Here is a 25,826-nt window from a genome sequence, read left to right on the forward strand (position 1 = left end):
TCCGGCCCCGCACACGGCGACACGCCGCGCTCGGGGCGCGGCGTGTCGCGAAGGAGGTCGCTGAGCTGCCGTCGGCGTGGCATTCAGCGGGGGCCGTCAGCGGGTGCCCACCGCCGCCCGGACGGCGCGCCGGGCCAGCGCGCAGTCGTCGTGCAGCCGGCGGAGCAGCAGCCGCTGCTCCTCGCCCGAGTCGGCCGCGCCGGGCGCCGCCGGGGCGGGGTCCTGCATGGCGCGCTGCACGGCCGTCTCGCACGTACGGAGCTCGCGGGTCAGGATGAGCATGAGGTTCACCAGGAAGGCGTCACGCTGCACCGTGCCCGCCTGCCGGGCGACCTGGCTGATGTGCCGGCGCGCCACCGGGGCGTCGCCGAGGGCCATCCAGAGCGTGGCCAGGTCGTACCCCGGGAGATACCAGCCCGCCTGGTCCCAGTCCACCAGCACCGGGCCCGTGGGGGCCAGGAGGATGTTGGAGAGCTGGGCGTCGCCGTGGCAGAACTGGCCCTGGACGTGGGCCAGCCCGTACAGCAGCTTTTGCAGGTCGCCCATGTCGCGGTCGGTCAGCAGGCCCAGCTCGTGATAGCGCGCGATGCGCTTGCCGTAGTCCAGCGGCATGTCGAACATGCCGGCCGGGGGGCGCCACAGATTGACCCGGCAGATCGCACCCAGCGCGGCCCGGACATCCGCCCGCGGCGGGGTCTCCGAAGGGTGGCGCTGTACGGCGGCGGGCCGCCCGGGCATGCGCTCGATCACCAGCGTGCAGTTGTCGGGGTCGGCGGCGATGAGCCGCGGCACCCGCACCGGCGGACGGTGGCGGACGAACGCACGGTATGTCGCTATTTCCTGCCGGAAGCGCTCGGTCCAGGCCGACGAGGTATCCAGTAAACACTTGGCCACGGCTGTGGTGCGGCCGGTGGAGCCGACCAGCAGGACGGAGTGCCCGCTGCGGCGCAGGACCTGGACGGCGTTGAACTCCGGGCAGATGCGCTGTACCGCGGTGATCGCTGTGCGCAATTGCGCCCCCTGAGGGCCGGACAAGTCGATTCTCCCGCTGAGCGGCTGGCCGCCTAGCCCCGGGGCCGGCCGGGCCCGTCCGCCCCCGAAGGCAGCCCCCGCGGCGTGGGAGGGGTCGAGGTACGGCCCGCCGCCGGCGTGCTGGGGACGGAGCCGGGGCGGGGCGGACACGGAGGACGAGGCTGCATACATGAGCGGAACGGATCCCTTCGTGTGCCGACGAGTTGCCGCGCTGCCCCGGAAACCCGGACCGGCCGTGCACCCTGGGGAATGCACGGGGAGGATCCTCCCTGCATATGCCGCTATATACGCGCTGCATACGCGGGGAGCCGGCGATCCGTGGCCGGCTGCCGGGTGACCGGGGTGGCGCGTTCCTACATCACACCCCGCCACGGGTGGCACACCATGTGGCGGACCCTGGCGAACCCTGGCGAATACTCGCTTGGTCCATGACGGGCCGCTACCTTCAAGTCAGCCGAGAACCTGGGGGCTTGACGTGACAAGGGAACCCAACACCCGCCTCGCGGATCTGTTCGGCCTGGCCGGATGGTCCAAGGGCGAACTGGCGAGGCTCGTGAACCGGCAGGCGGCCGTCATGGGCCACCCGCAGCTGGCGACCGACACCTCGCGAGTGCGGCGTTGGATCGACATGGGGGAGTCCCCGCGCGATCCCGTGCCCAAGGTGCTGGCAGCCCTCTTCACCGAGCGACTCGGCCGTGTCGTGACCATCGAGGACCTCGGGTTCGGCCGTCGAGGGCGCGCGGGTAGGGGGCAGTCCGCGGACGGCCTCCCCTGGCCGCCCGAGCGGACCGCCGCGGTCCTCACCGAATTCACGGGAATGGACCTCATGCTCAACCGACGCGGCTTGGTGGGCGCGGGCGCCGCGCTCGCCGCAGGCTCAGCACTCAGCAGCGCCATGCACGACTGGCTGCACTCCGATCCGGTCCTCGCCTCCGACTCCCCCCGCTTCGACGATCCGCTGCACCGGGACGCCGTCCACGCCGAAACCGCCGGGCTCGACCGCTACGAGGCCGTGCCGGTGGGCTCCACCGAGATCGACGCCCTGGAGCGCTCGGTCGAGGTGTTCCGCGCGTGGGACGCGGCCCGCGGCGGCGGCCTTCAGCGCAAGGCGGTGGTCGGCCAGCTCAACGAGGTGGGCGGGATGCTCTCCTACCACCACCCCGAGCACCTCCAGCGCAGGCTGTGGGGCGTCGCCGCGAACCTCGCGGTGCTCGCCGGCTGGATGTCCCACGACGTGGGGCTCGAACCGACCGCCCAGAAGTACTTCGTCATCGCCGCCCACGCGGCCCGCGAGGGCGGCGACCGGCCCCGCGCCGGCGAGGCGCTCTCCCGCGCGGCCCGTCAGATGGTGCACCTCGGCCGGCCCGACGACGCCCTCGACCTGATGACGCTCGCCAAGTCCGGCTCCGGCGACGAGACCCTGCCCCGCACCCGCGCCATGCTCTACACCATCGAGGCCTGGGCGCAGGCGTCGATGGGCCGGGGCCAGGCCATGCGGCGCACGCTCGGCGAGGCCGAAGAGCTGTTCGTCTCCGACAAGCGGGACGTGCCGCCCCCCAGCTGGATGCAGCACTTCGACGAGGCCGACCTCCACGGCATGCAGGCCCTGGCCTACCGCACGCTCGCCGAGCACGACGCGGCGGCCGCGGCCATCGCCCAGCAGCACGCCAGAGAGGCGCTGGCCTTGCGCAAGAGCGGCCACCAGCGGTCGATGATCTTCGACTACATCTCCATGGCGTCGGCCTGCTTCATCAGCAACGACCCCGAACAGGCCGACACCTACGCCCGGCTGGCACTGGTGTCCATCGGCGAGACCTCCTCGCACCGCACCTGGGACCGGCTCCGCGAGATGTACCGCCTCACGGGGAAGTACGCCGGATACGCCCGGATCGAGGATCTCCGGCAGGAGATCAAACGGGCCCTGCCCAAAGCCCCCAAGGCGCAGCCCAAGAAGGGCGGAGGGAGCGGAGGGAAGGGCATGGCCGTCTAGTCGGCCGTCTAGCCGCTGATGCGGCCGATCAGCAGGCAGGCATCGTCCTCGCGCTCCTTGCTGCCGAACTCCTCCAGCACGGCCCGTACGCAGTCCTGCGCGCTCCTCGCCGCGGTGAACCGCGGGGCGAGGTCCAGCAGGCGGTCGGTGACCGTCCCGGCGGCCGACCCCGTGCTGTGGGGCGAGAGTCCGTCGGTGTGGAGGAGAAGGACGTCGCCGGGCTCCAGGAGCTCCTCGGCCTGCCCGTAGGCGGCATCCGCGACGGCCCCGAGCAGCATGCCCTCCGGCGGCCGCAGCGCACGGCCCTTCCCGCCGCGGAAGAGCAGCGGTGCGGGGTGGCCCGCCTGGGACCAGGTCAGGGTGCGGCTCGCGGGGTCGTAGCGGCAGCAGACGGCGCTGCCCAGGGCGGGCTGCGCGGAGGCGTCGAGGAGGCGGTTGAGCCAGCCCATGAGCGGGCCGGGCTCGGCGCCGGTCACGGCCATGCCGCGCAGCGCGCCGAGCAGCATGGCCATGCCGGAGGTGGCGGCCACGCCGTGGCCGGTGAGGCCGCCCACGCTGAGGAGGGTCTGCCCGCCGGGCAGCCCCAGGGCGTCGAACCAGTCACCGCCGATGAGGGCGCTGCTGGCGGAAGGGAGGTAGTGGGCGGCGAGGTCGAGGGCGCCGGGGGAGCCGTCGGACTGCTCGGCGCCGCCCCGGGGGAAGCGCAGGGAGCCGCGCCACGGCGGCAGCACGGCTTCCTGGAGCTCGACGGCGATCCGGTGCTCGGTCCGGGCGAGGTGCTGCCGGCGGTGCAGGGAGTCGCACGTCTCGTCGACGGCGCGGCGGCTGCGGCGCAGCTCGCTGATGTCGCGTAAAACGGCCCACATGGAGGTCGCGGTGCCGTCGCCGTCCAGGACGGGCTCGCCCATCATGTGCACCGCGCGGAGCGAGCCGTCGCCGCGGACGATGCGGAATTCGCCGTCGATGGGCTTGCCGTCCACCAGGCAGCCGGTGACCATCGCGGTCAGCCGGCCGCGGTCCTCCTCGGGCAGCCAGGAGGGGAGCTCGTCCAGGGTGAGGGGGCCGTCCTCGGGCCGGCGGCCGAAGAGCTGGTAGAGCTCGTCGGACCAGGTGGCCTCGTCGGTGAGGAGATTCCACTCCGCGCTGCCGACCCGGCCCGGCGCGGTGCCGGGCTGCGGGGCGGGCGGCGCGGCCGGGGCCGGCACCGCGCCCGTGGGGAGGCCGGGCGGGGGAGGGCCCTCGCGGAGCTGGCCGAGGTGCTCCCCGAGGTCGTCGAGGTGGTGGGCGGCGAGATCGCACAGGGCGCGGTGCCAGCGCCTGCGGGCGTCGTCCGGCGCCTCCTCGGCGGCCGCCGCGCGCCGCACGGCGTCGAGGCCGCCGCGCAGCCGCCGCGTCTGGGAGATGAGGGCGTCGACCGTGCCGTGCTCGGGCGGCTGAGCTGCGGAGGAGTCCGCGTGGAGGGGGGACGGCATGTCGTACTCCGATGGGGGGAGCGGCACAGCCGGCTCCGTAGGGTCCGCGGGATGAGCCGTAACGACTCTGGCACAGGCGGGGAGGGCCTGTAAGGGCTTTGGCAACACCCGATCCGGTGGTGTCCAGGGCATATGCCAGAGGCAGGAGGGTGAGGTGAGGGGGTAAAAGAGCGGAGGAAAGGCGGCGAAACGGACGGGGCTCGGCGGAATCCCACACTCCAGGTAGGCTGCGGGGCGCTCGACCGACCTCGAGTTCCCCCTGTTCACCACGCATAGCACCGGTGGACACCGGCAAGAATGCCGGACGACGGAAATCCCGTTGCCAGCCGACTCCCCGCACCGGATGCTGACCCCATGTTCGATCCAGACATAGCGCCCAGCGGCACCCTGCTCGGCCTCCTTCAGCGAGGCCGCGGCGACGGGACCCTGCATGCCCTCGCGGCGCCGCGGGCGGAGGCGCTCGCGGCGCTCCACCACTGCCTCCTGCGCGACCCCAGGCGCGACTGGCAGGTGGAGAACCGCTCCCTGTACTACGCGCGCCTTTGTCTGGACCTCGACGCCGGGCTCGGCGAGCTGGAGCGGCACCTCTTCTGCGCCGACGACCTCCTCGACACCGCGGAGGAGCGCACCGGCCTCGCCCTCGCCGTCCTCGGCCACCTCGCCTCGTACGGCCGCGAGGACGCCCTGCTGCTCCTGCGGCGGTATGCGATCTCCGGCGCGAACTGGGCCTGGGCCCTCGACGAGCTCGCCCTGCGCGACGACGACGCCGGCCTGATAGCCCTCGGCGAGAGCGTCCTCGCCCGCTTCCCCGCCGGCCCGGAGGGCGACCGCGACCTCGCCGCGGCCGTGCGCGACGCCTTCGAGCCCCGCCCCTGGCGGCTGTGGGCCGACGAGGCGCAGTCGCCCGCGACCGCCCTCCGGGTGCGCGCCGCGCAGGAGCAGGGCTCCTTCGACCGCTGGCAGCGCCAGCTGCGCCCGTCGGGCCCGCGGCCCGGCTGGAGCGTGCGCGAGGTCCTCGACTGGGCCCAGGAGGGCCTCGGCCTGTACCCCGCCCAGCTCCGCCACGTCCCCGCGACCCGCTGCCTGAACGCCGTCGCGGGCCCCGAGGACCGGCTGGAGATCATCGAGGCCGCCGCGTTCGGCCCCGAGGCCGCCCGCGCCACCGCCCTGCGCTACCTCGCCGAGCACGACGACCCGCAGGCGCTCGACCTCATCGAGGCCGCCGCGGCCGACCCCGCCGGGCTCGTGGCCGAGGCCGCCGTCACCGCCTTCGAGCGCATGCGCGGCACGGCCGCCCTGGAGCGCGCCCGCGCCTGGATCCACCGCACCGACGCCCTCGGCGGCGCCGCCGCCGGCATGCTCGCCTCCCGCGGCGCCCCCTACGACGCGACGCTGGTCCTCGGTGCCCTGCGCCGCACGGTCCGGGCCGAGGGTCCCGACGCGCCGGTCCTGTGGGACCTCGTGCCGGGCGCCGGGCGCCTGGGGATCACCTGCGCCGCGCCCGTGCTGCGCCACGTCTACCGGGAGACGTCCTCCTCGCACCTGCGCGGCCGCACGGCGCGGGCCCTGGCGGCGACGGACCCGTCGTTCGCGACCGGCTTCGCGGTGGAGTGCCTGTGGGACTGCGAGGAGACGACGCGCGAGCTCGCCGCGCACCACGCCACCACCGCCGACGCCCGCGTCGTCGAACAGCTGCGCAGGCTCGCCGCGGATCCGGCCGAGGAGGACGACGTCCAGACCGCCGTCCGCAGCCGCTTCGGCCCGGAGACCGCGGTGTGAGCGGCGTACCAGCAGAATGATCGCGTGAATGCGATAACAAGTGCGAAAAAAATGACAGCCGCGGTCGCCGTCCTCATCGGCGCGCAGCTGGCGGCCGCTACGGTCGCGACGGCTGCTGAGGCGGCTCCGGTGCCTGCCGCTGCCGCCGTTTCCGGCAAGGCCGCGGGTGGTACGGACAGCAAGGCGGCCGCCGTCAGGATCACGGAGGGGCAGGTCGCCGAGGCCGCCCCGGGCGGCACGCTCTTCTACCCGAGCGTCACCAGCTGCCTCACCGTCACCGTCCGGCTGCGCAACGGCGGTCTCGTGGGCGCCCACGCCAGCCTCTTCCAGGTGCCGGGCGAGCTCCGCTCCGACCGCATCCTGTCCGCGCTGAAGCAGCGGGTGGGCGGCCGGGCGGTGCGCGCGGTCGAGGTCAGGGGCGCCGTCGGCGCCTGGGACCCGAGCTACTTCACCAAGGCCATCGAGAGCTACGGGGACGGCGAGGCCGTGCCCTTCCCGGAGGCGCCCGACCCCGGCGGCATCGCCGCGGCCGTCGCCGCGGGGCTCGGGCAGCCGCGCGCCGTCGTGACCGTCCAGGACGTACCGGACGGCGACCAGACCGTCAGCTGACATCGGAGGGCGGAAACGGAAAGGGGGTGCGGGGCGGCCGCGCCGCCCCGCACCCCCTGCCGCTCACGGCGGACCGCCTCAGGGGCGGCGGCGCCTGAAGGCCTTCCGGATGAAGTGGATCGCCAGGGCGATCAGCACGATGATGAGGATCACGACCAGGATCAGCACGATGATCAGGAAGATGCCGAGCTTCTTGAAGAAGCCCTTTTTCTTCTTCTCCTTCTTCTCCTTCTTCGGCTTCTTCGCCGCCGTCGTCACGTGGTCCTTCGCGGACCGGTGGCCGTGCGAGGCCTGGAGCGCGTTCGCGGCGCCCGGCTGCGCGGCGCCCGCCGCCGTGCTCACCTCGGCCTGACGCTCGGCCGCGGCCGTCACGACGGCCGGCCGGGCCTGCTCCGCGGCCTGGGCCGGGGCGGGGGAGACCAGCAGGGAGGCGCCCAGCGCCAGGGCCGCGACGACGGCCGCCCGGCGGGCCCGCTGCCACCGCCGCCGTACGGCCGGCGCCGCCGCGCCCGCCCGCTGCTCGTCGTCCATCAGCTCAGCGTTCATTGACGCCCCTATCGGTGTTCCGGGTGTTCTCGTACGTACGTTGCGCCCCGGTGGTGAGGGGGCCGCAGGGGCCCGTCCGCCGGAACGCGGCCCCTATTATCTGCACACCGACAAGCCGCCGAGCAGGGCGCACGGAAGCTCTGGGACGGAACTGGAACGTTCAGCTCCTAGAGCGGTGTGACACGCGGGGCAAGAGCGTCGAATGCGACACGCGTCGTACTGATCCGGACACTTGGGATCCACTTCCGTCAAGGACGCGCATTGTTCACCATGAAGTGAGCGATTGTTCACCCAGCGTTTCCTATGGTCTGTGTTCCTACCGACACACAGAGAGTGAGCAATGGACTCCCTTCGACACCTCGCCGCCCACCTCGGGCTCGACCTCCTGGCCGTGTGTCTGCTGACGTTCGCGATCTACTACCCGCGGCACCGGCGACGCGACCTCGTGCCCGCCTACCTGGCCCTGAATGTCGCCCTGTTCACCGTCGTCGCGGCCCTCGCCGAGCTGGGCGGCAGCGGCGGCATGGCCCTCGGGTTCGGGATGTTCGGCGTGCTGTCGATCATCCGGCTGCGGTCGGACTCCGTACAGCACGAGGAAGTCGCGTACTACTTCACGACGCTGGTCCTCGGCCTCATCACCGGCCTGCCGCACCTCGCGTTCGGGCTCGCCGCCGCGCTCAGCGCGGTCCTGCTCCTCGTCGTCTACGCCGCCGACCACCCCCGCCTGCTCGCCCGTTCGCGCCGCACCGTCGTCACCCTCGACACCGTGCACGGCGACCCCGCCGCGCTCCGGGCCGACCTCGCCCGGCGGCTCGGCGAGCCCCTGCACTGGACGGTCATGGAGGTCGACTACGTACGCGACCTGACGGTCGTCGACGTCCGCTACCGCGAGCCCGAGCCGGGAACCAGGCCGGTCCGCACCGTCCTCGACGAAACCGGGACCGAGGCCGGGACCACGGCGATTCGTACGGGCGCGCCCGCGTGGGAGTCCGTGTGACCGCCGCGGCGCAGCAGCAGCCGGCGCCGCCCGCACTGCCCGAGGCCGCGTCAGTGCGGGCCATCCACGGTGCGGCGCACGCCACCGCCCCGATCTCCCTCGCGGAGGTCAACCGGCGCGCCGAGCTCATGGCCCGCTTCGACCGCAGTTACCTCGTCCCCGCAGAAACGTTTCTCTATATGGCGGAGCAACTCACCGACCCGGGCCGCCCGGGCGGGCCCTTCCGCGCCCTCACCATCGACGGCCGCCGCGCCTTCCGCTACCACTCCGTCTACTACGACACCCCGGGCCTGCGCTCCTTCCACGACCACCGGCAGGGCCGCCGGCTCCGCTTCAAGGTGCGGGAGCGGGTCTACGAGGACACGGGGGAGCGGCAGTTCGAGGTCAAGCTCAAGGGGAAGCGCGGCGACACGGTCAAACACCGCAGGCCGATCGTGGGCGCGGACACCCCGCTCGACCCCGGTTACCGGGCCTTCCTCGCCGAGACCCTGCACCGCGCCTACGGCATCGGCTCGCCCGCCACGCTGCGGCCCTCGCTCAGCACGGACTACCTGCGCGCGACGTTCGTCGCCGACGGGGAGCGCATCACCTGTGACGCGGGGCTCGTCTGCGACGACCTGCGCGCCGGGCGGCGGGTCACCTGCGGCGCGGACCTCGTCCTCGTCGAGACCAAGACCGCCGGGCACCTGACGGACGCCGACCGGCTCCTGCACGCCTGCGGGGTGCGCCCGGCGGTCTTCACGAAGTACTGCGGTGCGCTGGCCGTCCTCCGCCCGGCCCTGCCCGCGAACCGCTGGCGGCGGGCGGCGCGGTGGGCCTTCGGCGGGGGCGACCCGGCCGAGGGGGCCGAGAGGGAAGGACCGGCGGTGGACCATGGCGCTACTGACCGCCGTTGCGGGCCGCCTGCTCCTTGAGCTCCTTGTCCAGCCACTTGAGGACGACCGGGTACTCCTCGCGCCACGTCTGGAAGTTGTGCCCGCCCTCGTCCCGGACCAGCTTGTCGACCTTGAGCGGCGGCTTGGCCTTCTGCGCGAACTTCAGGCTGGGCCCGTAGTTGTCCTCGTTCTTGCTGGTGCCCACGAGCAGCGACACCGGTGGCGGGGGCAGGTGCTCCAGGCGCCACGTCAGGTCGTTCTCGTTCTTGTACGCCTTGCTGCCGGCGTACAGGTCGCCCGTCTTGCTGTCCTGCCGGGCGAAGTAGTCGGCGGACAGGCCGGCGGCCGCGCCGTAGCGCGCGGGGTTGGTCATCGCGAGCTTCAACGCGCAGTAGCCGCCGGTGGAGTTGCCGACGGCGCCCCAGCTGGCCGGGGCGTCGTCGGCGCGGTAGACGTCGGTCACGGCCAGCGGCAGGTCCTGGTTGAAGAAGGCGAGGGCCTGCGGACCGCCGGGGACGTCCGTGCAGTTGGTGTCGCGGTCGGCGACCACCGAGGGCCGGACCAGTACGTAGATCGTCGGCCGGATCTCCTTCTTCATGATGGCGGAGGAGGCGACCTGCGGGATCTTGAGCTGGGTGATGAGGTTCTTGGAGACCCCCGGCTGGCCGGTGATCGCCACCACCACCGGGAACTTCTCCTTCTCGTGCTCCTTCTGGAAGTACTCCGGCGGCAGGTAGGCGTAGCCGTCCATGCTCAGCCCGGTGACCGGGCCGCGGATCTCGATACGGTCCACCTGCCCGGCCTTCTCGCGGGTGCCCTTGAGGCCGATGGACTCCTGCCCCTTCACGGTGAGCGCGGGCGGCCGCTTCCCGCCGGCCGTGCCCGGCTGGAGGACCTGTTTGCTCGACGCGCGGCCCAGGAGCTCGTTCCAGGTGGAGTAGAAGCCGAACTCGTTGTTCGCGGCGACGAGCAGGACCGCCAGGATGGCGACCTGCGTCAGGACGAGCAGGCCGACGCGGCCGGCCAGCGCGAGCGGTCCCTTCCGCGCCGCGCGCGGCCACAGCCACAGGGCGAGCACGCACACCGCTGCGGCGATGAGCGCGAGGACGAGCAGGAACGTCTGGGACGTCAGGCCCACGGCAGTCACTCCTCTTGGAGGTGGTCTCCAGGAGAGAGGGGAGTTCGAGCGGACGAGGTTGAGTCGCGTCACCCTTATTTCAGTTTTTCACTTTATATTGACATTGGTGTCCGTGCTCGCAGAGCGTCCCAGCAGCTCCTCCTCGCGCTCCCGGTCCAGCCCGAGCGGCGGCCTGTCCGGCCGCTGCGGCGCCCGGCCGCCGATCCGCTGCAACCACGCCCACGTGTCCGCCACGGTCGCGGCGACGGGCCGGCAGCGCAGCCCCGCCGCCACGGCCTTGGAGGCGTCCCCCATGTGGAGTACGTCGTAGAGCTCGCCCGGCGGCACCCACACCGGCAGGTCGCTCCACGGCTCGATGCCCGCGGCGAGGATCCGCCCGGGGTCGGTCCAGCGCAGTTCGGCGCCGGATCCGGTCACCCGGACGCACGCCTCCAGCAGCTCGCCCATGGTGGTGTGGCCGGGCGGGCTCACGAGGTTGTACGGCCCGCCGAGCCCCGCGCCGAGCGCGTCCAGGGTCCACTCGGCGAGGTCGCGCACGTCGATGTACTGCAACCCGAGGTCGCGGGGGCCGGGGGCCAGGACCGGCCCGCCGCGGGCGATCCGCCCCAGCCACCACGGCAGCCGGCCCACGTTCTCGCCGGGGCCCAGGATCAGCCCGGCCCGCACCAGCAGCGCCCGGTCGCCGAAGGAATCGAGAGCGGCCAGCTCGCCGCCGCGCTTGGCCTCCGCGTAGTCCACGTCTCCGGCGTCGGGCGAACCGTCCACCACGGGCCAGTCCTCGTCGTGCCCGGCGGGCGAGGGGTAGCGGTACACCGAGCCGCTGGAGACGTAGGCGTACCGCTCGGCGCGCCCGGCGAGCAGCCGCGCCGCGTCCCGTACGGCCGACGGCGCCCACGACCACGTGTCGACGACGGCGTCCCACTCGCCGCGGGCGAGCGCGCGCAGGCCGTCCGGCGCGGTGCGGTCGCCGTGCAGGACCGCCGCCCCCTCCGGCGGGGCGTGCCTGCCCCGGTGGAAGACCGTCACCTGCCAGCCGCGGGCCAGCGCCGCCTCGGCGACGGCCCGGCCTGCGAACTCCGTGCCACCCAGTATCAAGAGCCTCATGCTCCCACCCTGCCTCTTGCACCCCGGCCCGGGGAAGAACCCGAGGGAGAAGGGCAGGCGTCCGGGAGGGGAAAAGCGGAGGGGAGATCATCAAGCGGAAGGAGGGCAACCTTACTTAGAGGGCGAGGAGTTGCTTCCGGTTGCGTCCGGGTCCTGCGGGCCGTCCCCCGGCATGAGGCCACCGGCAAGGGCGACCGGGGGGATGTAGCCGCTGATCGGGCGACAAAGGCGAAAAGTCGGACGGCCGTCATCCGGCCGATCTCGGGGCGATCCGCCGCTCCCGTGACACCTGGGGCGCCGGGGAGCACGCGCCGGGGAGCGCGCGGCGCGCGCCCATGTTGCCACAGGTCACCGCCGCGCGGGCGGCATCCCGGCACGGAACCGGAGCCCTTGCCCGGGGTGATCGCGCCGCGGTCAATTCCGGCCACAGGGCGAAGAGTTCACCCCGGCTCCTGGCCAGTGAGCCAGCGAGACCTCCGGGCATGGCGCACTATATGCCTGGGCGGTCGAGAGACTGTTGAGAGACGCAAGTGCCTCTCGATGCCGCGGCACCTGTGTGCCCGGCGCGCCCGCGCTACGCCGTGCGGTCCGGCTCCGGCCGTGCGGCTCGGTCACGGGCATCGGTGTCCGGGGCCGTGGGGGGATCCGGCAGGCGGTCGCATGGGGAGGCATGACCGCCGGGGGCCGTGCCAGTGGGGATCAATTGGGGATCGATTCGCTGTGCGGGCCGCGCCGTCGGCGCTGCGCGCACACGTCTTTGGACCGGAGGGCCGCGCCGTGCGCGCCGCCGTCCTGGGGGGAGAAACCTATGGGTCGTCCGACCCGCCTTGCCGCGGTACTGTCCGCGGCCGCTCTGCTCGCCGTCGCCGCTCCGGCCGGCGCGGCCCGAGCCGCCGATCCCGCACCGAGGATCGACCTACAGGTCCTCGTCGTGGACGACGGCGGGCCCGCCACGGAGGCGCTGCGCGCCGAGCTCGACGGCGCCGGCACGCCGTACACCAAGGTGGACCTGACGGACAGCCGCCGGCAGCGCATCGACGAGGCCTTCCTCAGCGACACCGCCGACGGCAGACCCCGCGCCAGATTCCAGGGCGTCGTGCTGCCCAACGAGAACCCGTTCGGCGCGGACTCGCCGGAGATGGCCGCCCTCGCCACGTACGAGAAGCGCTTCGGCATACGCCAGGTCGACGCCTACACGTACGCGAGCCCCAAGGTCGGCCTCAACAGCCCCCAGAACGGGGGAGGGTACAGCGGACCCCTCGACGGCAAGACCGCACAGGTGACCGTGGACGGTGCCACGGGCCCCTTCGGCTACCTCAAGAAAAACGTTCCCTTCGAGGACAACGACACCTCCGTCAACGAGAGCTACGGCTACCTCGCCGCGCCCCTCGCGCAGCAGGAGCAGGGCGCCACCTACACCAGCTACCTCGACGCGCCCATCCCCGGGAGCAGCGGGCGCGGCTCCCTGATCGGCCAGTACACCCACGACGGCCGCAGCGAACTCGTCGTCACCTTCATCGCCAACCAGTACCAGAGCCAGTTCCGGCTGGTCTCGCGCGGCATCGTGGAGTGGCTGACCCAGGGCATCCACCTGGGCGCCTCCCGCAACTACTTCGGCGTGCACGTCGACGACGTCTTCGCCTCCGACGACCGCTGGGACACCAAGCGCAAGTGCACCCCCGGCGACGTCGACTGCCCCGGCAACCCCAGCCCCGACAGCCCGCCGATCCGCATGACGGCGGCCGACGCCCAGTACGCCAAGCAGTGGTCGCAGAGCCACAACCTCCCGCTCGACCTGGCCTACAACGGCGTCGGCAGCGAGGAGTACAAGGCCGAGCACGGCGGGACGTACGACCCGCTGCTCGACCAGCTGCGCACCGACCAGAAGTCCTTCCGCTGGATCAACCACACCTACACCCACGCCTTCCTGGGCTGCGTGCAGAACACCACCGTCGTCCCCTGGAAGTGCGCCACCGATCTCCTCGGCAACGTCCGCTGGGTCAGCCGCGCGACCATCAGCGGCGAGATCGGCAACAACCTGAACTGGGCGGCGCGCCAGGGCCTGACCCTCGACAAGGACGAGCTGGTGACCGGTGAGCACTCCGGTCTGAAGACCACGCCCCAGCAGCCCAAGGACAACCCCGAACTCGCGCCGTCCCTCGCCCAGTACGGCGTCGGCTGGGTCGCCAGCGACAACTCGCGCGAGCCCCAGCAGCGCGCGGTCGGCTCCGCGCTCACCGTGCCGCGCTACCCGATGAACGTCTACTACAACGTCGGCAAGGCCACCGAGCAGACCGACGAGTACAACTGGCTGTACACGAAGAAGGCCGACGGCGGCAGCGGCACCTGCGAGAACTCCTCGACGACCACGTGCCTGAAGGCACCGCTGGACGTCAAGACCGGCTTCTCGTCGTACATCGTGCCCCTGGAGGCCCGCATCGCCATGGGCCACGTCCTGTCCAACGACCCGCGGCCGCACTTCATGCACCAGTCCAACCTCTCCGAGGAGCGGATCGGCTACAACGTCCTGGAGAAGGTCCTCGGCGACTACTCCGGCCTCTACGCCGACAACACCCCGCTGGTCAACCTCCGCATGCGCGACATCGGCGCGGAGATGAGCAAGCGGGCCGCCTGGAGCGCCGCGCTCGCCTCCGGCAAGGTCACCGCCTACCGCATCGGCAGCGCCGTCACCGTCTCCGCACCCGCCGGCACCCAGATCTCCGCCACCCTGCCCGGCGGCACCGTGCGCAACGACACCAACGCCGCCTTCGGCGACGCCTACGCCGGCCTGCGCTCCGGCTGGGCCGCCCCCGCTGCCGGCCAGACCGGCCTCGGCCTCACCCTGCCCGCCGCCACCCCGGCCGCCGGCGCGCCGGCCTCCGCCACCGCCCGCGTCCAGCCCCCGGCCCGCACCGCACTCCCGGTGCCCGAGGGCGTCACCGGCCGCGTTCCGTACGGCCCCGGTGACGCCGCCGGACGCTGACCCGGCCCGCCATCACTCCGTGCCGCACCACACCATGCACAGCCGACACTGGAGAGAACCGAGTTCTATGCACGGACCGCCTGCCGAAACGGCATCCGACACTCCCTCGGTGACGCTGCTCACCGAAGGAACGTACCCGCACAGCCATGGCGGAGTGAGCGTGTGGTGCGACCAGCTCGTCCAGGGCATGCCCGACGTCGACTTCCGGGTGATCGCGGTGACCGGCACCGGCCGCGAACCGCTCGCCTGGGAACTGCCGCGCCACGTCCGGGGAGTGGAGAGCCACCCCCTGTGGGGACCGCCGCCCGCCGGGCGCGCACCGCGCGGCCGGCACCTGCGCGCCTTCCTCACCGCCTACGAGCAGTTCCTGCTGTCCCTCCTGGACCCGGCCCAGGAACAGCACTTCGCCCGCACCTTCTACCGACTCGCCGACCACGCCGCCTCCGGCGCCCTCTCGGCCGCCCTGCGCGGCGAGGCCGCGGCCCGCACCCTCGTCCGCGTCTGGAACCGCCCGCACCTGCACACCGCGGCCGCCCGCCCCACCCTGCACGACGCGCTGCTCGCCACCGACCTGCTGGAGCACGCGCTGCGCCCGCTCGCGGCGACCCCGCCCGCCCGGGGCGTCACCCACGCCGTCAGCGGAGGGCTCGCCACGCTGCCCGGCCTGCTCGCCCACCACCGGCACGGCACCCCCTTCCTCCTCACCGAGCACGGCATCTACCTCCGCGAGCGCTACCTCAGCTTCCGCGCCGAGGCCTACCGGTGGCCCGTCAAGGCCCTCATGCTGGGCCTGTTCCGGCTCCTCGCCGTGGAGAGCTACCGCCGCGCCTCCCTGGTCACCCCCGGCAACCGCTACAACCGGCGCTGGGAGGAGCACGGCGGCACCCCGCCGGACCGCATCCGCACCGTCTACAACGGCGTCGACCCGGCGGCGTTCCCGCCCGCCGGGCCCGAGCCGGAACGGCCCACGCTCAGCTGGGCCGGGCGCGTCGACCCCATCAAGGGCCTGGAGACGCTGATCCGCGCCTTCGCCCTCGTCCGCGAGGAGATACCCGACGCCCGCCTGCGGCTCTTCGGCGGCACCCCGCGCGGCGGCGAGGGCTACCGCACCGCCTGCGAGAAGCTCGCCGCCGAACTCGGCGCCGGCGAGGCCGTCGTCTTCGAGGGACGCGTCGACGACATCCGCGACGCCTACGCCGCCGGCAACGTGGTCATGCTCTCCAGCATCAGCGAAGGATTCCCCTTCACCCTCATCGAGGCCATGTCGTGCGGGCGGGCCACCGTCTCCACGGACGTCGGCGGCGTCAGCGAAGCCGTCGGCGACACCGGCCTCGTCGTACCGCCCCGCGACCCCGAGGCCATGGCCCGCGCCGCCCTGAAACTCCTGCACGACCCCGCGCTGCGCGCCGACATGGGGGAGCGGGCCCGCCTCCGGGTGATCGAGCAGTTCACCCTCCGGCAGACCATCGACGCCTTCCGCGACATCTACCACGACCTCGCCGGCACCCGCCGGCCCGAACCCTTCGAGCGCCCCCGGCGCACACAGGACCGGCCCGCCTGGGCCGCCGCCGATGCCGAGAGACCCGTCATGGCCATGGCCGCGGGCGGTGCGGGATGAGCGGCTTACTGCGCCTCGTGCCCGACGAGCCCGAGCCCGCCCACGACCTGGCGGCCGTCCCCGCGGCGGCGCGGCCCCGCCCGCGGCCCCGCTGGGCGGCCGACCCCGTCGACGCGCTCGCCGAAGAACTGGCCGAGGTGTGCGCCGCGGCCGTCCACCCCGACGAGATCGCGGCCGTCCTGGAGGCCGACGGCCTCACCGGCGAGCAGATCACCGAACGCTACGGCCGCGCCGACGCGTTCGAGCTCGCCGCCGAGCTGTACGCACGCGTCCCCCGCAGCCATCCCGAGCCCGGGCCCCGCCCGGACCCGTGGAAGGTGCGCCCGGGCCGGTTCGTCCTGCGGGCCCTGGTCTTCACCCTGCCCGGCTTCGGCTACTCGCTGGCCGCACCGCTGATGGCCGGCGGCCGCGACGGCTACGGCCTGCCCCAGGGCACCGCCGGGCTCGTCGTCTCCGCCCTCGTGGCCTGGGCCTGGAACCAGGCCCTCGCCCACCGCGCCTACCTGCGGCTGGCGACGGGCGGCCGCACCGCGGCGGCCCGCTGCCTGCAATGGGGCGCCCCGCTCGGCGCCCTCCTGGCGACGGCCGCGGCCCTCGCCCTGCCCGGCCTGGCCGGGGTCACCGCCTTCGCGGCGGGCCAGGCGCTCTACCTCGCCGCGGCCACGGTGCTGCTGGTCCTCGGCCGGGAGAAACTGCTCCTCCTCACGCTGGCGCCCACCGCCGCCGGGGGAGCGGCGCTCCTCGCCGTCCAGCCGCCCGGCGCCGTCCGCACCGGCCTGCTCCTCGCCACCGCGGGCGGCGTGCTCGGCACGGCCGCGTACGAGATCCTGCGCGCCCGCCGGGAAGGGGAACCACCGCAACAACCCGCGCTGTCACCGTTCGCCTCCGTCCCGTACGGCCTGTTCGGCCTGGGCTGCGGCGTGCTGACGACCCTCGCCGCCCTCGGCGACGTCCTGCGCCGCACCCCCGGCGCGACCACCGCCGGAGCCGCCGTCATCGCGCTCACCCTCAGCATGGGCGTCGCGGAATGGCTGCTCTACCGCTGCCGCGGCACCGCCCTCGCGGCACTCGCCCGCTCCACCACCACCGCCGGGCTGAAACTCGGCGCGGCCCGCATACTGGCCCTGTGCGTCGCCGCCTACCTCGCGGCGCTCGCGGCGCTCGGCCTCGCCACCGGGGCCCTGTGGCCCGACGGCCCGCCGGTCACCGCCGCGCGCACGGCCGCCCTGCTCGCCCTCGGCGCCGTCCTGTGGACCGGGCTGCTCCTCCAGGCCTTCGGGGTCGCCTGGACCCCGGCCCTGCTCTGCCTCGGCGCGGCCGGCGCCGAAGCGGCCGCGCTCGCCCTGCGGCTCTCCGCACCCGTCGCCACCCAGCTCGCCGTCTGTACGGCGGCGGCAGCGGGCCTGCTCGCCGCCGCCACCGCCCTGCTCAGCCGGATCACCGCGCACTGCTGACGCACCGTCCGATCCGTACCGCTGCTCCGCCGCTCCTTCGCTCCTCCGTATGTCCCCGCTCCGCCGCGGCGCCCGCCGCGTTCCGCTCACGCAAAGGGAGACACCGTCATGTCCGCACCCGCACCCGTCGCCGTCACCGGCGCGGAAGGATTCATCGGCTCGCACCTGGTGGAAGCGCTCGTCGCCGCCGGCCACCGGGTCCGCGCGATGGTGCAGTACAACTCCTTCTCCTCCTACGGGTGGCTGGAGACCGTCCCCGGCGAGGTGATGGACAACGTGGACGTCGTCCTCGGCGACGTCCGCGACCCCGGCTCCGTCCAGGGCCTCGTCACCGGCACGGAGGCCGTCTACCACCTGGCCGCCCTCATCGCCATCCCGTACTCCTACCGCGCGCCGCACAGCTACGTGGAGACCAACGTCACCGGCACCCTCAACGTGCTCGAAGCCGTGCGCCACCTCGGCATCCCGCGCCTGGTCCACACCTCCACCAGCGAGACCTACGGCACCGCGCAGACCGTGCCCATCAGCGAGGACCACCCCATCAACACCCAGTCGCCGTACGCCGCCTCCAAGGCCGGCGGCGACCGCCTCGCCGACAGCTACCACGCCAGCTTCGACGTCCCCGTCGTCACCCTGCGCCCCTTCAACACCTTCGGGCCGCGCCAGTCCATGCGGGCCGTCATCCCCACCGTCATCGGCCAGGTCGCCGCCGGGGAGCGCACCATCACCCTCGGCGACCTGCGCCCCACCCGTGACTTCAGCTACGTCAAGGACACCGTCGCCGCCTTCCTCGCCGTCGGCACCGCGCCCGCCGCCGACGTCGTCGGACGCACCTTCAACTCCGGTACCGGCGAGGAGATCTCCGTCGGCGACCTCGTCACCCTCATCGGCAAGATCATGGACACCGAGCTGGAGGTCCGCGCCGACGAGGAGCGCATCCGGCCCGCCGCCTCCGAGGTCATGCGCCTGGTCTGCGACGCGACCCGGCTGCGCACCGCCACCGGCTGGGCCCCCGGCCACACCCTGGAGGAAGGACTCGCCCGCACGGTCGCCTTCTTCCGCGACCCGCTGAACCTCGGCCGGTACAAGGCCGGCATCTACAACGTCTGACGCGGCGGCACCGCTCGCCGCCCGTCCCGGGCGTCACCCACGCAGAGAGGAACAGCACCCATGCATGTCGTCATTCTTGCCGGAGGCAAAGGCGTCCGGCTGCGGCCCTACACCACCGCCCTGCCCAAGCCGCTCGTCCCCATCGGCGAGGAGCACGCGATCCTGGAGATCGTGATGCGCCAGCTCGTGAGCGCGGGCTTCACCAGCTGCACCCTCGCCATCGGCCACCTCGGCCACATCATCCGCGCCTACGTCGGCGACGGCTCCCAGTGGGGCATACGCGTCGACTACGCCACCGAAGAGAGCCCCCTGGGCACCATGGGCCCCCTCCTCACCATGCTCGACCGGCTGCCCGAGAACTTCCTCGCCATGAACGGCGACATCCTCACCGACCTCGACTTCGGCGATGTGTACCGTACGCACGTGGCATCCGGAGCCCCGCTGACCATCGCGACCTACGCCCGCCAAGTGAGCATCGACTTCGGCGTGCTGACCACCGACTGCGACAGGGTCGTCGGATTCGCGGAGAAACCCAGAATGGACTACCGCGTCTCCATGGGCGTCTACGGCGTCTCGCGCACCGCCCTCGCCCGCTACACCCCCGGCCTCCCGCTGGGCTTCGACGAACTGGTGCTGGACATGCTGGAGGCACAGACCCCGCCCCGCGCGTACGAGTTCGACGGGTACTGGCTCGACATCGGCCGGCCCGACGACTACGACCGCGCCAACCGGGAGTTCTCCCTGCACCGCGACATGCTGATCAAGGGAGCGTGAACGGCAGGCATGCGCATTCTCGTCCTGGGCGGCACCGGCTTCCTGGGCCGGCACGCCGCCGAGCACCTGCGCGCCCTCCCGGGCGCGCAGGTGCTCCACGCCGGGCGGTCCCCCCGAGCGGACCTCCCCGCCGACCTCGCCCGCCCGGACACCGGGCGGCTCGCCGCCGCGCTGCGCAAGGCCGCGCCGCACGCCGTGGTCAACTGCGCGGGCGCCGTGGGCGGCAGCGCGGTGGACCTCACCGGCGTCAACGCCCTGGGCCCCGCGGCCCTGTGCGCGGCGCTCGCCGAGGCCGCGCCGAAGGCCCGCCTCGTCCACCTGGGCTCCGCCGCCGAGTACGGGCCGGCCGACCGCCCCCTCACCGAGACCGACCCCGCCCGCCCCGCCGGCCTCTACGGCGCCGCCAAACTCGCCGGCACCCTCGCCGTCACCGGCTCCGGCCTCGACGCCGTCGTCCTGCGGGTGTTCAACCCCGTCGGCCCCGGCGCGCCCGCCGCCTCGCTGCCCGGCCGGCTCGCCGGGCTGCTCCGCGAGGCCGGGCGGGACGGCCGGGTCCGCGTCGGCGACCTCTCCGCCCACCGCGACTTCGTCGACGCCCGCGACGTGGCCGCCGCCGTCGCGCTCGCCGTCACCGCGCCCGGGCCGCTGCCGCCCGTGCTCAACATCGCCGGCGGCACGGCCCGCCCCGTCCGGGCCGTGGCCGAGGCCCTCGTCGCCGCGGCGGGCTTCCGCGGCCTGCTCGACGAGGACGGCGACGGCTCGTCCCGCTCCGCCGCCGTGCCCTGGCAGGAGGCCGATGTCTCCCTGGCCCGCAAGGCCCTGGGCTGGTCGCCGAGCCGTTCCCTCGCCACCTCCGTCGCCGACCTCTGGGCCGAGGTCCTGGACCGCCCCGAGGAGTGCGCCCGATGACCCCGCCGGGGCCGCCGCCGGCGGGCGGGCGGCTGCTCGTCCCGCTCTACGTCCACCCCGCGGCCGACCCCGCGGCGTGGGCCGCCCTGGCCGAGGCCGCGCCCCGGCTCCACAGCGTCGTCCTCAACGCCGCGGACGGGCCCGGGCAGCGGCCCGACCCCGCCTTCCACACCGCCGCGGAGCGGCTGCGCTGCGCGGGCGTCCCGCTCCTCGGCTACGTCGACACCGGCTACGGCCGCCGCGCGCCGCGCGCGGTCGTCGGCGACATCCGCCGCCACCGCCGCTGGTACGGCGTCGACGGCGTTTTTCTCGACCAGGTCCCGGCGCACGCCGCGCCGCTGCCCCACTACCGCCGGCTCGTCCTGCTCGCCAAGGCGCTCGGCGCGCGGACGGCCGTCCTCAACCCCGGCACCCACCCCGACCCCGGCTACGCCCGCATCGCCGACCTCCTCGTCACCTTCGAAGGCACGTGGGAGGCCTACCGGCGGGCGGCGGTCCCCCCGTGGACCGCCGACCACCCGCCGGCCCGCTTCTGCCACCTCGTCTACGCCGTCCCGCCCGGCCGGGCGGCCGACGTCGCCCGTACGGCCGACGGCCGCGGCGCCGGTGTCCACTGGGCGGTGCCGGGCGAGGGCACGAATCCTTGGCGCGCGGCGCCGTGGCTCGACGGGGAGCCCCGCCCCGGGGCCGCCGGACCGGAGCCCGGCGCAAGAAGGCCGGGCCTCAGCCCGGACGCGCCGCTCCTGTGGAGGGCACGATGAACCGCCGGCAGTCCTACGCGGCCCTGGTCGCCTTGCTCCTGCTCGTGGCCGTGGCCGGCTGCTCCGGCACGGAGGCCGGCGACGGGCCCGACGACGACGCCGACGGCACCCCCGCGCCGAGTTCCTCCGGGACGGACCGCCGCGCAGGTGGTCCGCACTGGCAGCCGCGGCCCGGGCTGCGCTGGCAGTGGCAGCTCGACGGCAAGGTCGACACGTCCGTCGGCGTGCCCGTCTACGACATCGACGGCTTCGAGAACTCCGCCCGTACGGTCAAGGAGCTGCACGACCGCGGCGCCAAGGTGATCTGCTACGTCAACGCCGGCGCGTGGGAGGACTTCCGCGCCGACCAGAAAGCGTTCCCCAAGCGGCTGCTGGGGGCGCCGAACAAGGGCTGGAAGGGCGAGAAGTGGCTGGACATCCGCCGCCTCGACGAGCTCCGGCCGATCATGGCGGCCCGCTTCGACATGTGCCGCGAGAAGGGGTTCGACGCCGTCGAGCCGGATCTGACGGAGGGCTACCGCAACCGCACCGGCTTCCCGCTGTCCGGGGCGGACCAGCTCGCGTTCAACCGGATGCTGGCCGGGCTCGCCCACGAACGCGGCATGGCCGTGGGCCTGAAGAACGACCTCGACCAGATCCCCGCCCTCGTGGGCGACTTCGACTTCGCGGTGAACGAGCAGTGCGCCGAGTTCGAGGAGTGCGAGAAGCTGACGCCGTTCGTCAAGAACGGCAAGGCGGTCTTCCACGTGGAGTACGCGCTGGAGCCGAAGGAGTTCTGCGGCGAGGCGCAGCGGCTGGGGCTCAGCTCCATGCGCAAGAAGCTCGGGCTGGACGCGTGGCGGGAGCCCTGCCACTGACCCACGGTCACAGCCGAAGCCGCGGCCGCGGCGGCGCGGCTCAGACCTCGGCCACGTACACCCACCGGCCGTCCTCGCGGACGAAGCGGCTGTTCTCGTGCTGGGAGTCCGCGTGGCCGTGGGCCGCGTAGTGGGCGCGGAACTCCACGGTGCCCTCCTGGTGGAAGGGCGTGCCGTCCGTCGTCCCGAGGATCTCCAGCCGGGTCCACTGCATGCCGGGGTCGAACTCCAGGCTGCCGGGCCGGGTGGAGGAGTGCCAGGTGCGCAGCAGGTAGGCGGCGTCCTGGACGGCGAACGCGCTGTAGCGCGAGCGCATCAGCCGTTCGGCCGTCGAGGCCGTCCGCCGGCCGTCGTGCAGGGCGCCGCAGCAGTCGCCGTAGGCGGCGTCCAGCCCGCAGGGGCAGGGGGAGCCGGCGGTCACGGCCGGCCGGGGTGCGTGGTGTCTGGTTTTTCCGCTCACCCCACGATTGTGCCCGTTCCCCGGCCCGGCCCGAGCCGCAGGGCGCCCGCCGTGTGACTCCGTAGGCGGCGCACTGCTGGCGGCTGTGCGCGGGCGCCGGAATCATCTGAACCCCCAGCCGTGCCCCTCGGGAGGAGTCCCCCGTGCTCCACATGTCCCCCGCGCCCCGCACCCTCCGCGTACGGTCGCCCTTCGTCGCGGCCCTGGCCGCACTGCTCCTGACGCTGTGCTGCCTGCCCGCCGCCGCCTCCGGCCCCGCCCCCGGCCGTCCCGTCCCCGCGGACTCCTACGACCGGAGCAGATGCGGCAACACCTCCAAGCGGGTGCTGCTCACGCTCGACGACTGGTCGTACGACCACGCCGAGCGGGCCACGGAGGTGGGCGCGTACCTGAAGGGCCGGAGGATCCGCGCGGCGTTCTTCCTCATCAACGAGTACGCCTCGCAGTACCCGGAGGTCGCCAGGACCTTGCGTCGCCAGGGGCACTGGGTCGGCAACCACACGTGGTCGCACCCGCACTTGACGGGCCTGTCCGAGGAGGCCGCCCGCAAGGAGATCGGCGACGGCGTCAAGAGCTCGCTGTTCCGGCCGCCGTACGGGGACTACGGCCCGCGCGAGGAGCGGATCGCCGCGGACCGCGGCGCCCGCGTGTGCACCTGGACGGTCGACACCCTCGACTGGGAGGGCGGGGACGGCCGCTTCCCCGACGTCGCCACGCTCCGCGCGAGGGTCCGCAACGCCCCCGCCGCGGACAAGCGCGGCGGCGTGATCCTCGGGCACCTCTTCAGCCGCTTCCCGGACGCGGTGCCGGGCATCGTCGACGACCTGCGGGACCAGGGCTACTCCCTGTGCCGCAACACCGGCCCCACCACGACGGTGATCGCGGACCCGCTGCGGTGCTGACCGTAGCCGTGCGACGGGGTGTCGCCTTGAAGCTGACGGGACTTCACTTAATGTGAGGAAACACTATGATCCTCACAATTGGCCGGGAGGCGCCCCGGTGGCCGCAGGCGTGAGCACGCCCGTCCGCAGGCTCCTGCGGCACGAGGGCGTGCCGCAGGCGGCTCGCCGTGCCGTGTGGACGGTGGCGGCCGGCTGCCCGGGCTTCTACCTCTTCCGGTACGTCACCGGCGACTCCGTCATGGCCCTGTACGCGATCTTCGGGGCGCTTCCCCTCGCCGTGTTCTGCCGCGTGCCCGGCCCCGCGCCGCAGCGGACCCGCACCCTGCTCGCCGCCCTGCCCGTCGGCTGGGTCCTCGTCACCGCCGGCACCCTCCTCGCCGTCAGCCCCTGGGCGGCGGCCGCCGGCATGTTCGCCGTCGGCTTCGCCGTCTCCTTCTGCGGCTTCGGCGGCCCGCGCCTGACCGGCCTCGCCATGGCCTTTCAGCTCTACTACGTGCTGCCCTGCTTCCCGCCGTACGAGCCCGGCACCCTCGGCTCCCGGCTCGCCGGCCTCACCACCGGCATCCTCCTGGCCGTCCTGGCCGAGCGGTTCCTGTGGCCCGAGCCCGACCCCGTCCCCTACCGCGCCGTCCTCGCCCGGGCCACCGCGGCCGTCGCCGACTACACCAGCGCCACCGCCTACCACCTGGAGGCCGGCGGCGGCGCGCTGCCCGAGCGGGAGGCGGCCGACCGGGCGCTCGCCGCCGCCCGCGTCTCCCGCGCGCCCGTCACCGAACGCCCCGCCTCGCCCTCCGCGCACGACCGGGCCCTCAACCACACCCGCGCGGCCGTCCGCCACGTGCGCGACCAGCTCGACCGCCTCGCCGACTGCCCCGGCCCCCTCCCCGCCGACCCCGACGCCGTCACCCTGCTCCGGCACACCGAGCTCTCCCTGCGGTCCGTCGCCGGCGAGCTGCGCACCGGCACCGCCGGCACCCACCCCGACCCGCTGCCCGCCGCCCTCGCCGCCTTCGACGCCGTCCGCGCCGCCGGCCTGCGGGGCACGGCCACCGAGCGGCTGCGCCAGGACGCCGTCGCCCGGGGCGCCGCAGAAGGCGCCCGGCTGGCCGGCGAGGCCGCCCGCATCGCCCTCGGCCACGGGCCCCCCGCCGGGCACGGCCCCCCGGCCGGGGACACCGGCGGCTCCGCGCGGCCCGGCACGGACGTCTTCGCGTACGCCACCGCGCCCGCCTACCGGCTGTGGTGGCAGCGCCTGCGCGTCCACCTGACACCCCACTCGGTCCACTTTCAGAACGCCCTGCGCCTGGCCGCCGCGCTCGCCTGCGCCCGGCTGGTCGTCGGTGTCCTCGACCTCTCGCACGGCTTCTGGGTGCTGCTCGCCACCCTCAGCCTCATGCGCACCTCGGCGGCCGACACCCGGGCGGCCCTGGGCCCGGCCTTCGCCGGCACGGTCGCGGGTGCGGCCGTCGCGGCCCTCATGCTCTACGCCGTCGGGGACCGGCCCCTCGTCTATGCCGTCGCGATGCCCTTCGTCATCCTCATCGGCTTCACCCTGGGCCCGCCGCTCGGGCCCGGCTGGACACAGGCCGCCTACACGCTCGCCTTCGTCCTCGTCTTCAGCCAGCTCGCCACCGCCGACTGGCACCTGTCCGAGGTCCGGATCCTCGACGTCCTCGTCGGCGGCGCGATCGGTGCCGTCGCCGGCCTGCTGGCCTGGCCGCGCGGCGGCCGGGGCGAACTGGGGCGCGACATGGCCGACTACCTCGCCGAGTGCGCCGTGGCCTGCCGCGCCGTGACCGCGCTGCTGGGCGACGACCGGTTCCGGCGCGAGCGCTCCCAGGGGGACCCGCTGCGCCCCGCGCGCCGCGCGATGTACCTCGCCGAGGCGTCCTTCGCCCAGTACTTGACGGAGCGCATGCACTGCCGGCGGCCCGAGCAGCACTGGGAGGCCGCCCTGGCCACCGGCCGCGCCGTCGTGCACGGAGCCGAGCTGCTGCTGATGACCCACCAGGACGGCCTGCGCGAGCCCCTCCCGCCGGGTCCGGCCGCCGCGCTGACCGGCCTCGCGGGGCAGGTGGCGCAGGAGGTGCTGCGCGCGGCGGACTCCTTGCGCAGCGGCCCGCCGAGCGAGCCCCGCACGACCGTCTCCCGCTATCCGGCGGAGGAGTCCGGCCCGCTGCGCCGCGCCACCGACCGGCAGCCGGGCATCAGCGACGCCCACGTGCTGCTCATCGTCGACACCGAGGCGTGGCTCACCGGCGTGGCCCACGACGCGGTGCGGACGCGGGCGGCTCCGCGCCGGACGGACGTGCCGGCCACACGTCGAGCAGACCCGCCGGGATCGTGGCCGGCGGCCGGGCCGGGCGCCGCCGCGGACGGCCTCCGGCACCGTCCTCCTCCGGTTCGTCCCCGGCACGGGGGTGGACGACCAGGACCGGGCACCGGGCGTGCCTGAG

The 25,826-nt window shown here is 74.1% G+C and carries 21 protein-coding genes; 15 read left to right on the forward strand and 6 right to left on the reverse strand.

Annotation, left to right across the window (positions count from 1 at the left end; genetic code table 11):
• Nucleotides 1-96: 96 nt before the first annotated feature.
• The gene (locus tag D7231_RS22255) at nt 97-1,203 is read right to left on the reverse strand and encodes an aminoglycoside phosphotransferase family protein (protein WP_120757273.1); all 1,107 of its coding nucleotides are present in this window, start codon (nt 1,201-1,203) and stop codon (nt 97-99) included.
• Nucleotides 1,204-1,507: 304 nt separating this feature from the next.
• Between D7231_RS22255 and D7231_RS22260 the strand changes: the two genes are divergently transcribed.
• A complete protein-coding gene (locus D7231_RS22260; protein ID WP_120757274.1) occupies nt 1,508-3,022 on the forward strand; it encodes a DNA-binding protein NsdB in 1,515 nt (504 codons plus the stop codon).
• Nucleotides 3,023-3,030: 8 nt separating this feature from the next.
• Here the strand turns inward: D7231_RS22260 and D7231_RS22265 are convergent, their stop codons facing one another.
• Entirely contained in the window at nt 3,031-4,494 is a 1,464-nt protein-coding gene (locus D7231_RS22265; RefSeq protein ID WP_120757275.1) for a PP2C family protein-serine/threonine phosphatase, read from the reverse strand.
• A 354-nt stretch (nt 4,495-4,848) separates the two neighbouring features.
• Between D7231_RS22265 and D7231_RS22270 the strand changes: the two genes are divergently transcribed.
• Together D7231_RS22270 and D7231_RS22275 are read left to right on the forward strand one after the other, a co-directional pair.
• A complete protein-coding gene (locus D7231_RS22270; protein ID WP_120757276.1) occupies nt 4,849-6,273 on the forward strand; it encodes a HEAT repeat domain-containing protein in 1,425 nt (474 codons plus the stop codon).
• A 51-nt stretch (nt 6,274-6,324) separates the two neighbouring features.
• A complete protein-coding gene (locus D7231_RS22275) occupies nt 6,325-6,882 on the forward strand; it encodes a hypothetical protein (protein ID WP_120757277.1) in 558 nt (185 codons plus the stop codon).
• 78 nt (nt 6,883-6,960) lie between these two features.
• Here the strand turns inward: D7231_RS22275 and D7231_RS22280 are convergent, their stop codons facing one another.
• Nucleotides 6,961-7,428 (reverse strand): hypothetical protein, encoded by a 468-nt coding sequence (locus D7231_RS22280; protein WP_120757278.1) that lies wholly within the window; start codon nt 7,426-7,428, stop codon nt 6,961-6,963.
• Between the two features lie 340 nt (nt 7,429-7,768).
• On the opposite strand from D7231_RS22280, the gene D7231_RS22285 reads away from it, so the two are divergent.
• Both D7231_RS22285 and D7231_RS22290 read left to right on the forward strand, forming a co-directional pair.
• Nucleotides 7,769-8,425, forward strand: a complete 657-nt coding sequence (locus D7231_RS22285; protein ID WP_120757279.1) for a DUF4956 domain-containing protein — start codon at nt 7,769-7,771, stop codon at nt 8,423-8,425.
• Entirely contained in the window at nt 8,422-9,339 is a 918-nt protein-coding gene (locus D7231_RS22290; RefSeq protein ID WP_241999855.1) for a polyphosphate polymerase domain-containing protein, read from the forward strand. Before D7231_RS22285 ends, D7231_RS22290 begins: the two co-directional genes overlap by 4 nt.
• On the opposite strand, the gene D7231_RS22295 is transcribed toward D7231_RS22290, so the two are convergent.
• Both D7231_RS22295 and D7231_RS22300 read right to left on the reverse strand, forming a co-directional pair.
• Nucleotides 9,305-10,438: an alpha/beta hydrolase gene (locus tag D7231_RS22295; RefSeq protein WP_120757280.1), complete on the reverse strand. Its 1,134-nt coding sequence runs from the start codon at nt 10,436-10,438 to the stop codon at nt 9,305-9,307. The genes D7231_RS22290 and D7231_RS22295 overlap by 35 nt on opposite strands.
• Nucleotides 10,439-10,525: 87 nt before the next feature.
• Nucleotides 10,526-11,542, reverse strand: coding sequence for an SDR family oxidoreductase (locus tag D7231_RS22300; protein WP_120757281.1), 1,017 nt, complete (start codon nt 11,540-11,542; stop codon nt 10,526-10,528).
• A gap of 808 nt (nt 11,543-12,350) precedes the next feature.
• On the opposite strand from D7231_RS22300, the gene D7231_RS22305 reads away from it, so the two are divergent.
• The 8 genes from D7231_RS22305 to D7231_RS22340 all read left to right on the forward strand — a co-directional run bounded on the left by D7231_RS22305 (nt 12,351) and on the right by D7231_RS22340 (nt 22,008).
• Nucleotides 12,351-14,525 (forward strand): hypothetical protein, encoded by a 2,175-nt coding sequence (locus D7231_RS22305; protein WP_120757282.1) that lies wholly within the window; start codon nt 12,351-12,353, stop codon nt 14,523-14,525.
• A gap of 67 nt (nt 14,526-14,592) precedes the next feature.
• Nucleotides 14,593-16,143, forward strand: coding sequence for a GT4 family glycosyltransferase PelF (pelF, locus tag D7231_RS22310; protein ID WP_120757283.1), 1,551 nt, complete (start codon nt 14,593-14,595; stop codon nt 16,141-16,143).
• On the forward strand, nt 16,140-17,597 hold the full coding sequence (locus D7231_RS22315; protein ID WP_120757284.1) for a hypothetical protein: 1,458 nt from the start codon (nt 16,140-16,142) through the stop codon (nt 17,595-17,597). The genes pelF and D7231_RS22315 overlap by 4 nt, the downstream gene beginning before the upstream one ends.
• A gap of 108 nt (nt 17,598-17,705) precedes the next feature.
• On the forward strand, nt 17,706-18,707 hold the full coding sequence (locus D7231_RS22320) for a GDP-mannose 4,6-dehydratase (protein ID WP_120757285.1): 1,002 nt from the start codon (nt 17,706-17,708) through the stop codon (nt 18,705-18,707).
• A 60-nt stretch (nt 18,708-18,767) separates the two neighbouring features.
• Nucleotides 18,768-19,481 carry a nucleotidyltransferase family protein gene (locus D7231_RS22325; protein ID WP_120757286.1) on the forward strand — a complete coding sequence of 238 codons (714 nt, stop codon included), beginning with the start codon at nt 18,768-18,770 and terminating at the stop codon, nt 19,479-19,481.
• Between the two features lie 9 nt (nt 19,482-19,490).
• A complete protein-coding gene (locus tag D7231_RS22330) occupies nt 19,491-20,390 on the forward strand; it encodes an NAD-dependent epimerase/dehydratase family protein (RefSeq protein WP_120757287.1) in 900 nt (299 codons plus the stop codon).
• Nucleotides 20,387-21,151: a spherulation-specific family 4 protein gene (locus tag D7231_RS22335; protein WP_120757288.1), complete on the forward strand. Its 765-nt coding sequence runs from the start codon at nt 20,387-20,389 to the stop codon at nt 21,149-21,151. The genes D7231_RS22330 and D7231_RS22335 overlap by 4 nt, the downstream gene beginning before the upstream one ends.
• Nucleotides 21,148-22,008 (forward strand): endo alpha-1,4 polygalactosaminidase, encoded by an 861-nt coding sequence (locus D7231_RS22340; RefSeq protein ID WP_120757491.1) that lies wholly within the window; start codon nt 21,148-21,150, stop codon nt 22,006-22,008. The genes D7231_RS22335 and D7231_RS22340 overlap by 4 nt, the downstream gene beginning before the upstream one ends.
• A gap of 40 nt (nt 22,009-22,048) precedes the next feature.
• Here the strand turns inward: D7231_RS22340 and D7231_RS22345 are convergent, their stop codons facing one another.
• Nucleotides 22,049-22,468 carry a YchJ family protein gene (locus D7231_RS22345; RefSeq protein WP_120757289.1) on the reverse strand — a complete coding sequence of 140 codons (420 nt, stop codon included), beginning with the start codon at nt 22,466-22,468 and terminating at the stop codon, nt 22,049-22,051.
• 152 nt (nt 22,469-22,620) lie between these two features.
• Here D7231_RS22345 and D7231_RS22350 point away from each other — a divergent pair, with 152 nt between their 5' ends.
• Both D7231_RS22350 and D7231_RS37685 read left to right on the forward strand, forming a co-directional pair.
• On the forward strand, nt 22,621-23,370 hold the full coding sequence (locus D7231_RS22350; protein WP_228774206.1) for a polysaccharide deacetylase family protein: 750 nt from the start codon (nt 22,621-22,623) through the stop codon (nt 23,368-23,370).
• A gap of 109 nt (nt 23,371-23,479) precedes the next feature.
• Nucleotides 23,480-25,825, forward strand: coding sequence for an FUSC family protein (locus D7231_RS37685; protein ID WP_147449773.1), 2,346 nt, complete (start codon nt 23,480-23,482; stop codon nt 25,823-25,825).
• Nucleotide 25,826: the final 1 nt, after the last annotated feature.

It is taken from the genome of Streptomyces klenkii (genome assembly GCF_003626645.1).
Taxonomy (GTDB): domain Bacteria; phylum Actinomycetota; class Actinomycetes; order Streptomycetales; family Streptomycetaceae; genus Streptomyces; species Streptomyces klenkii.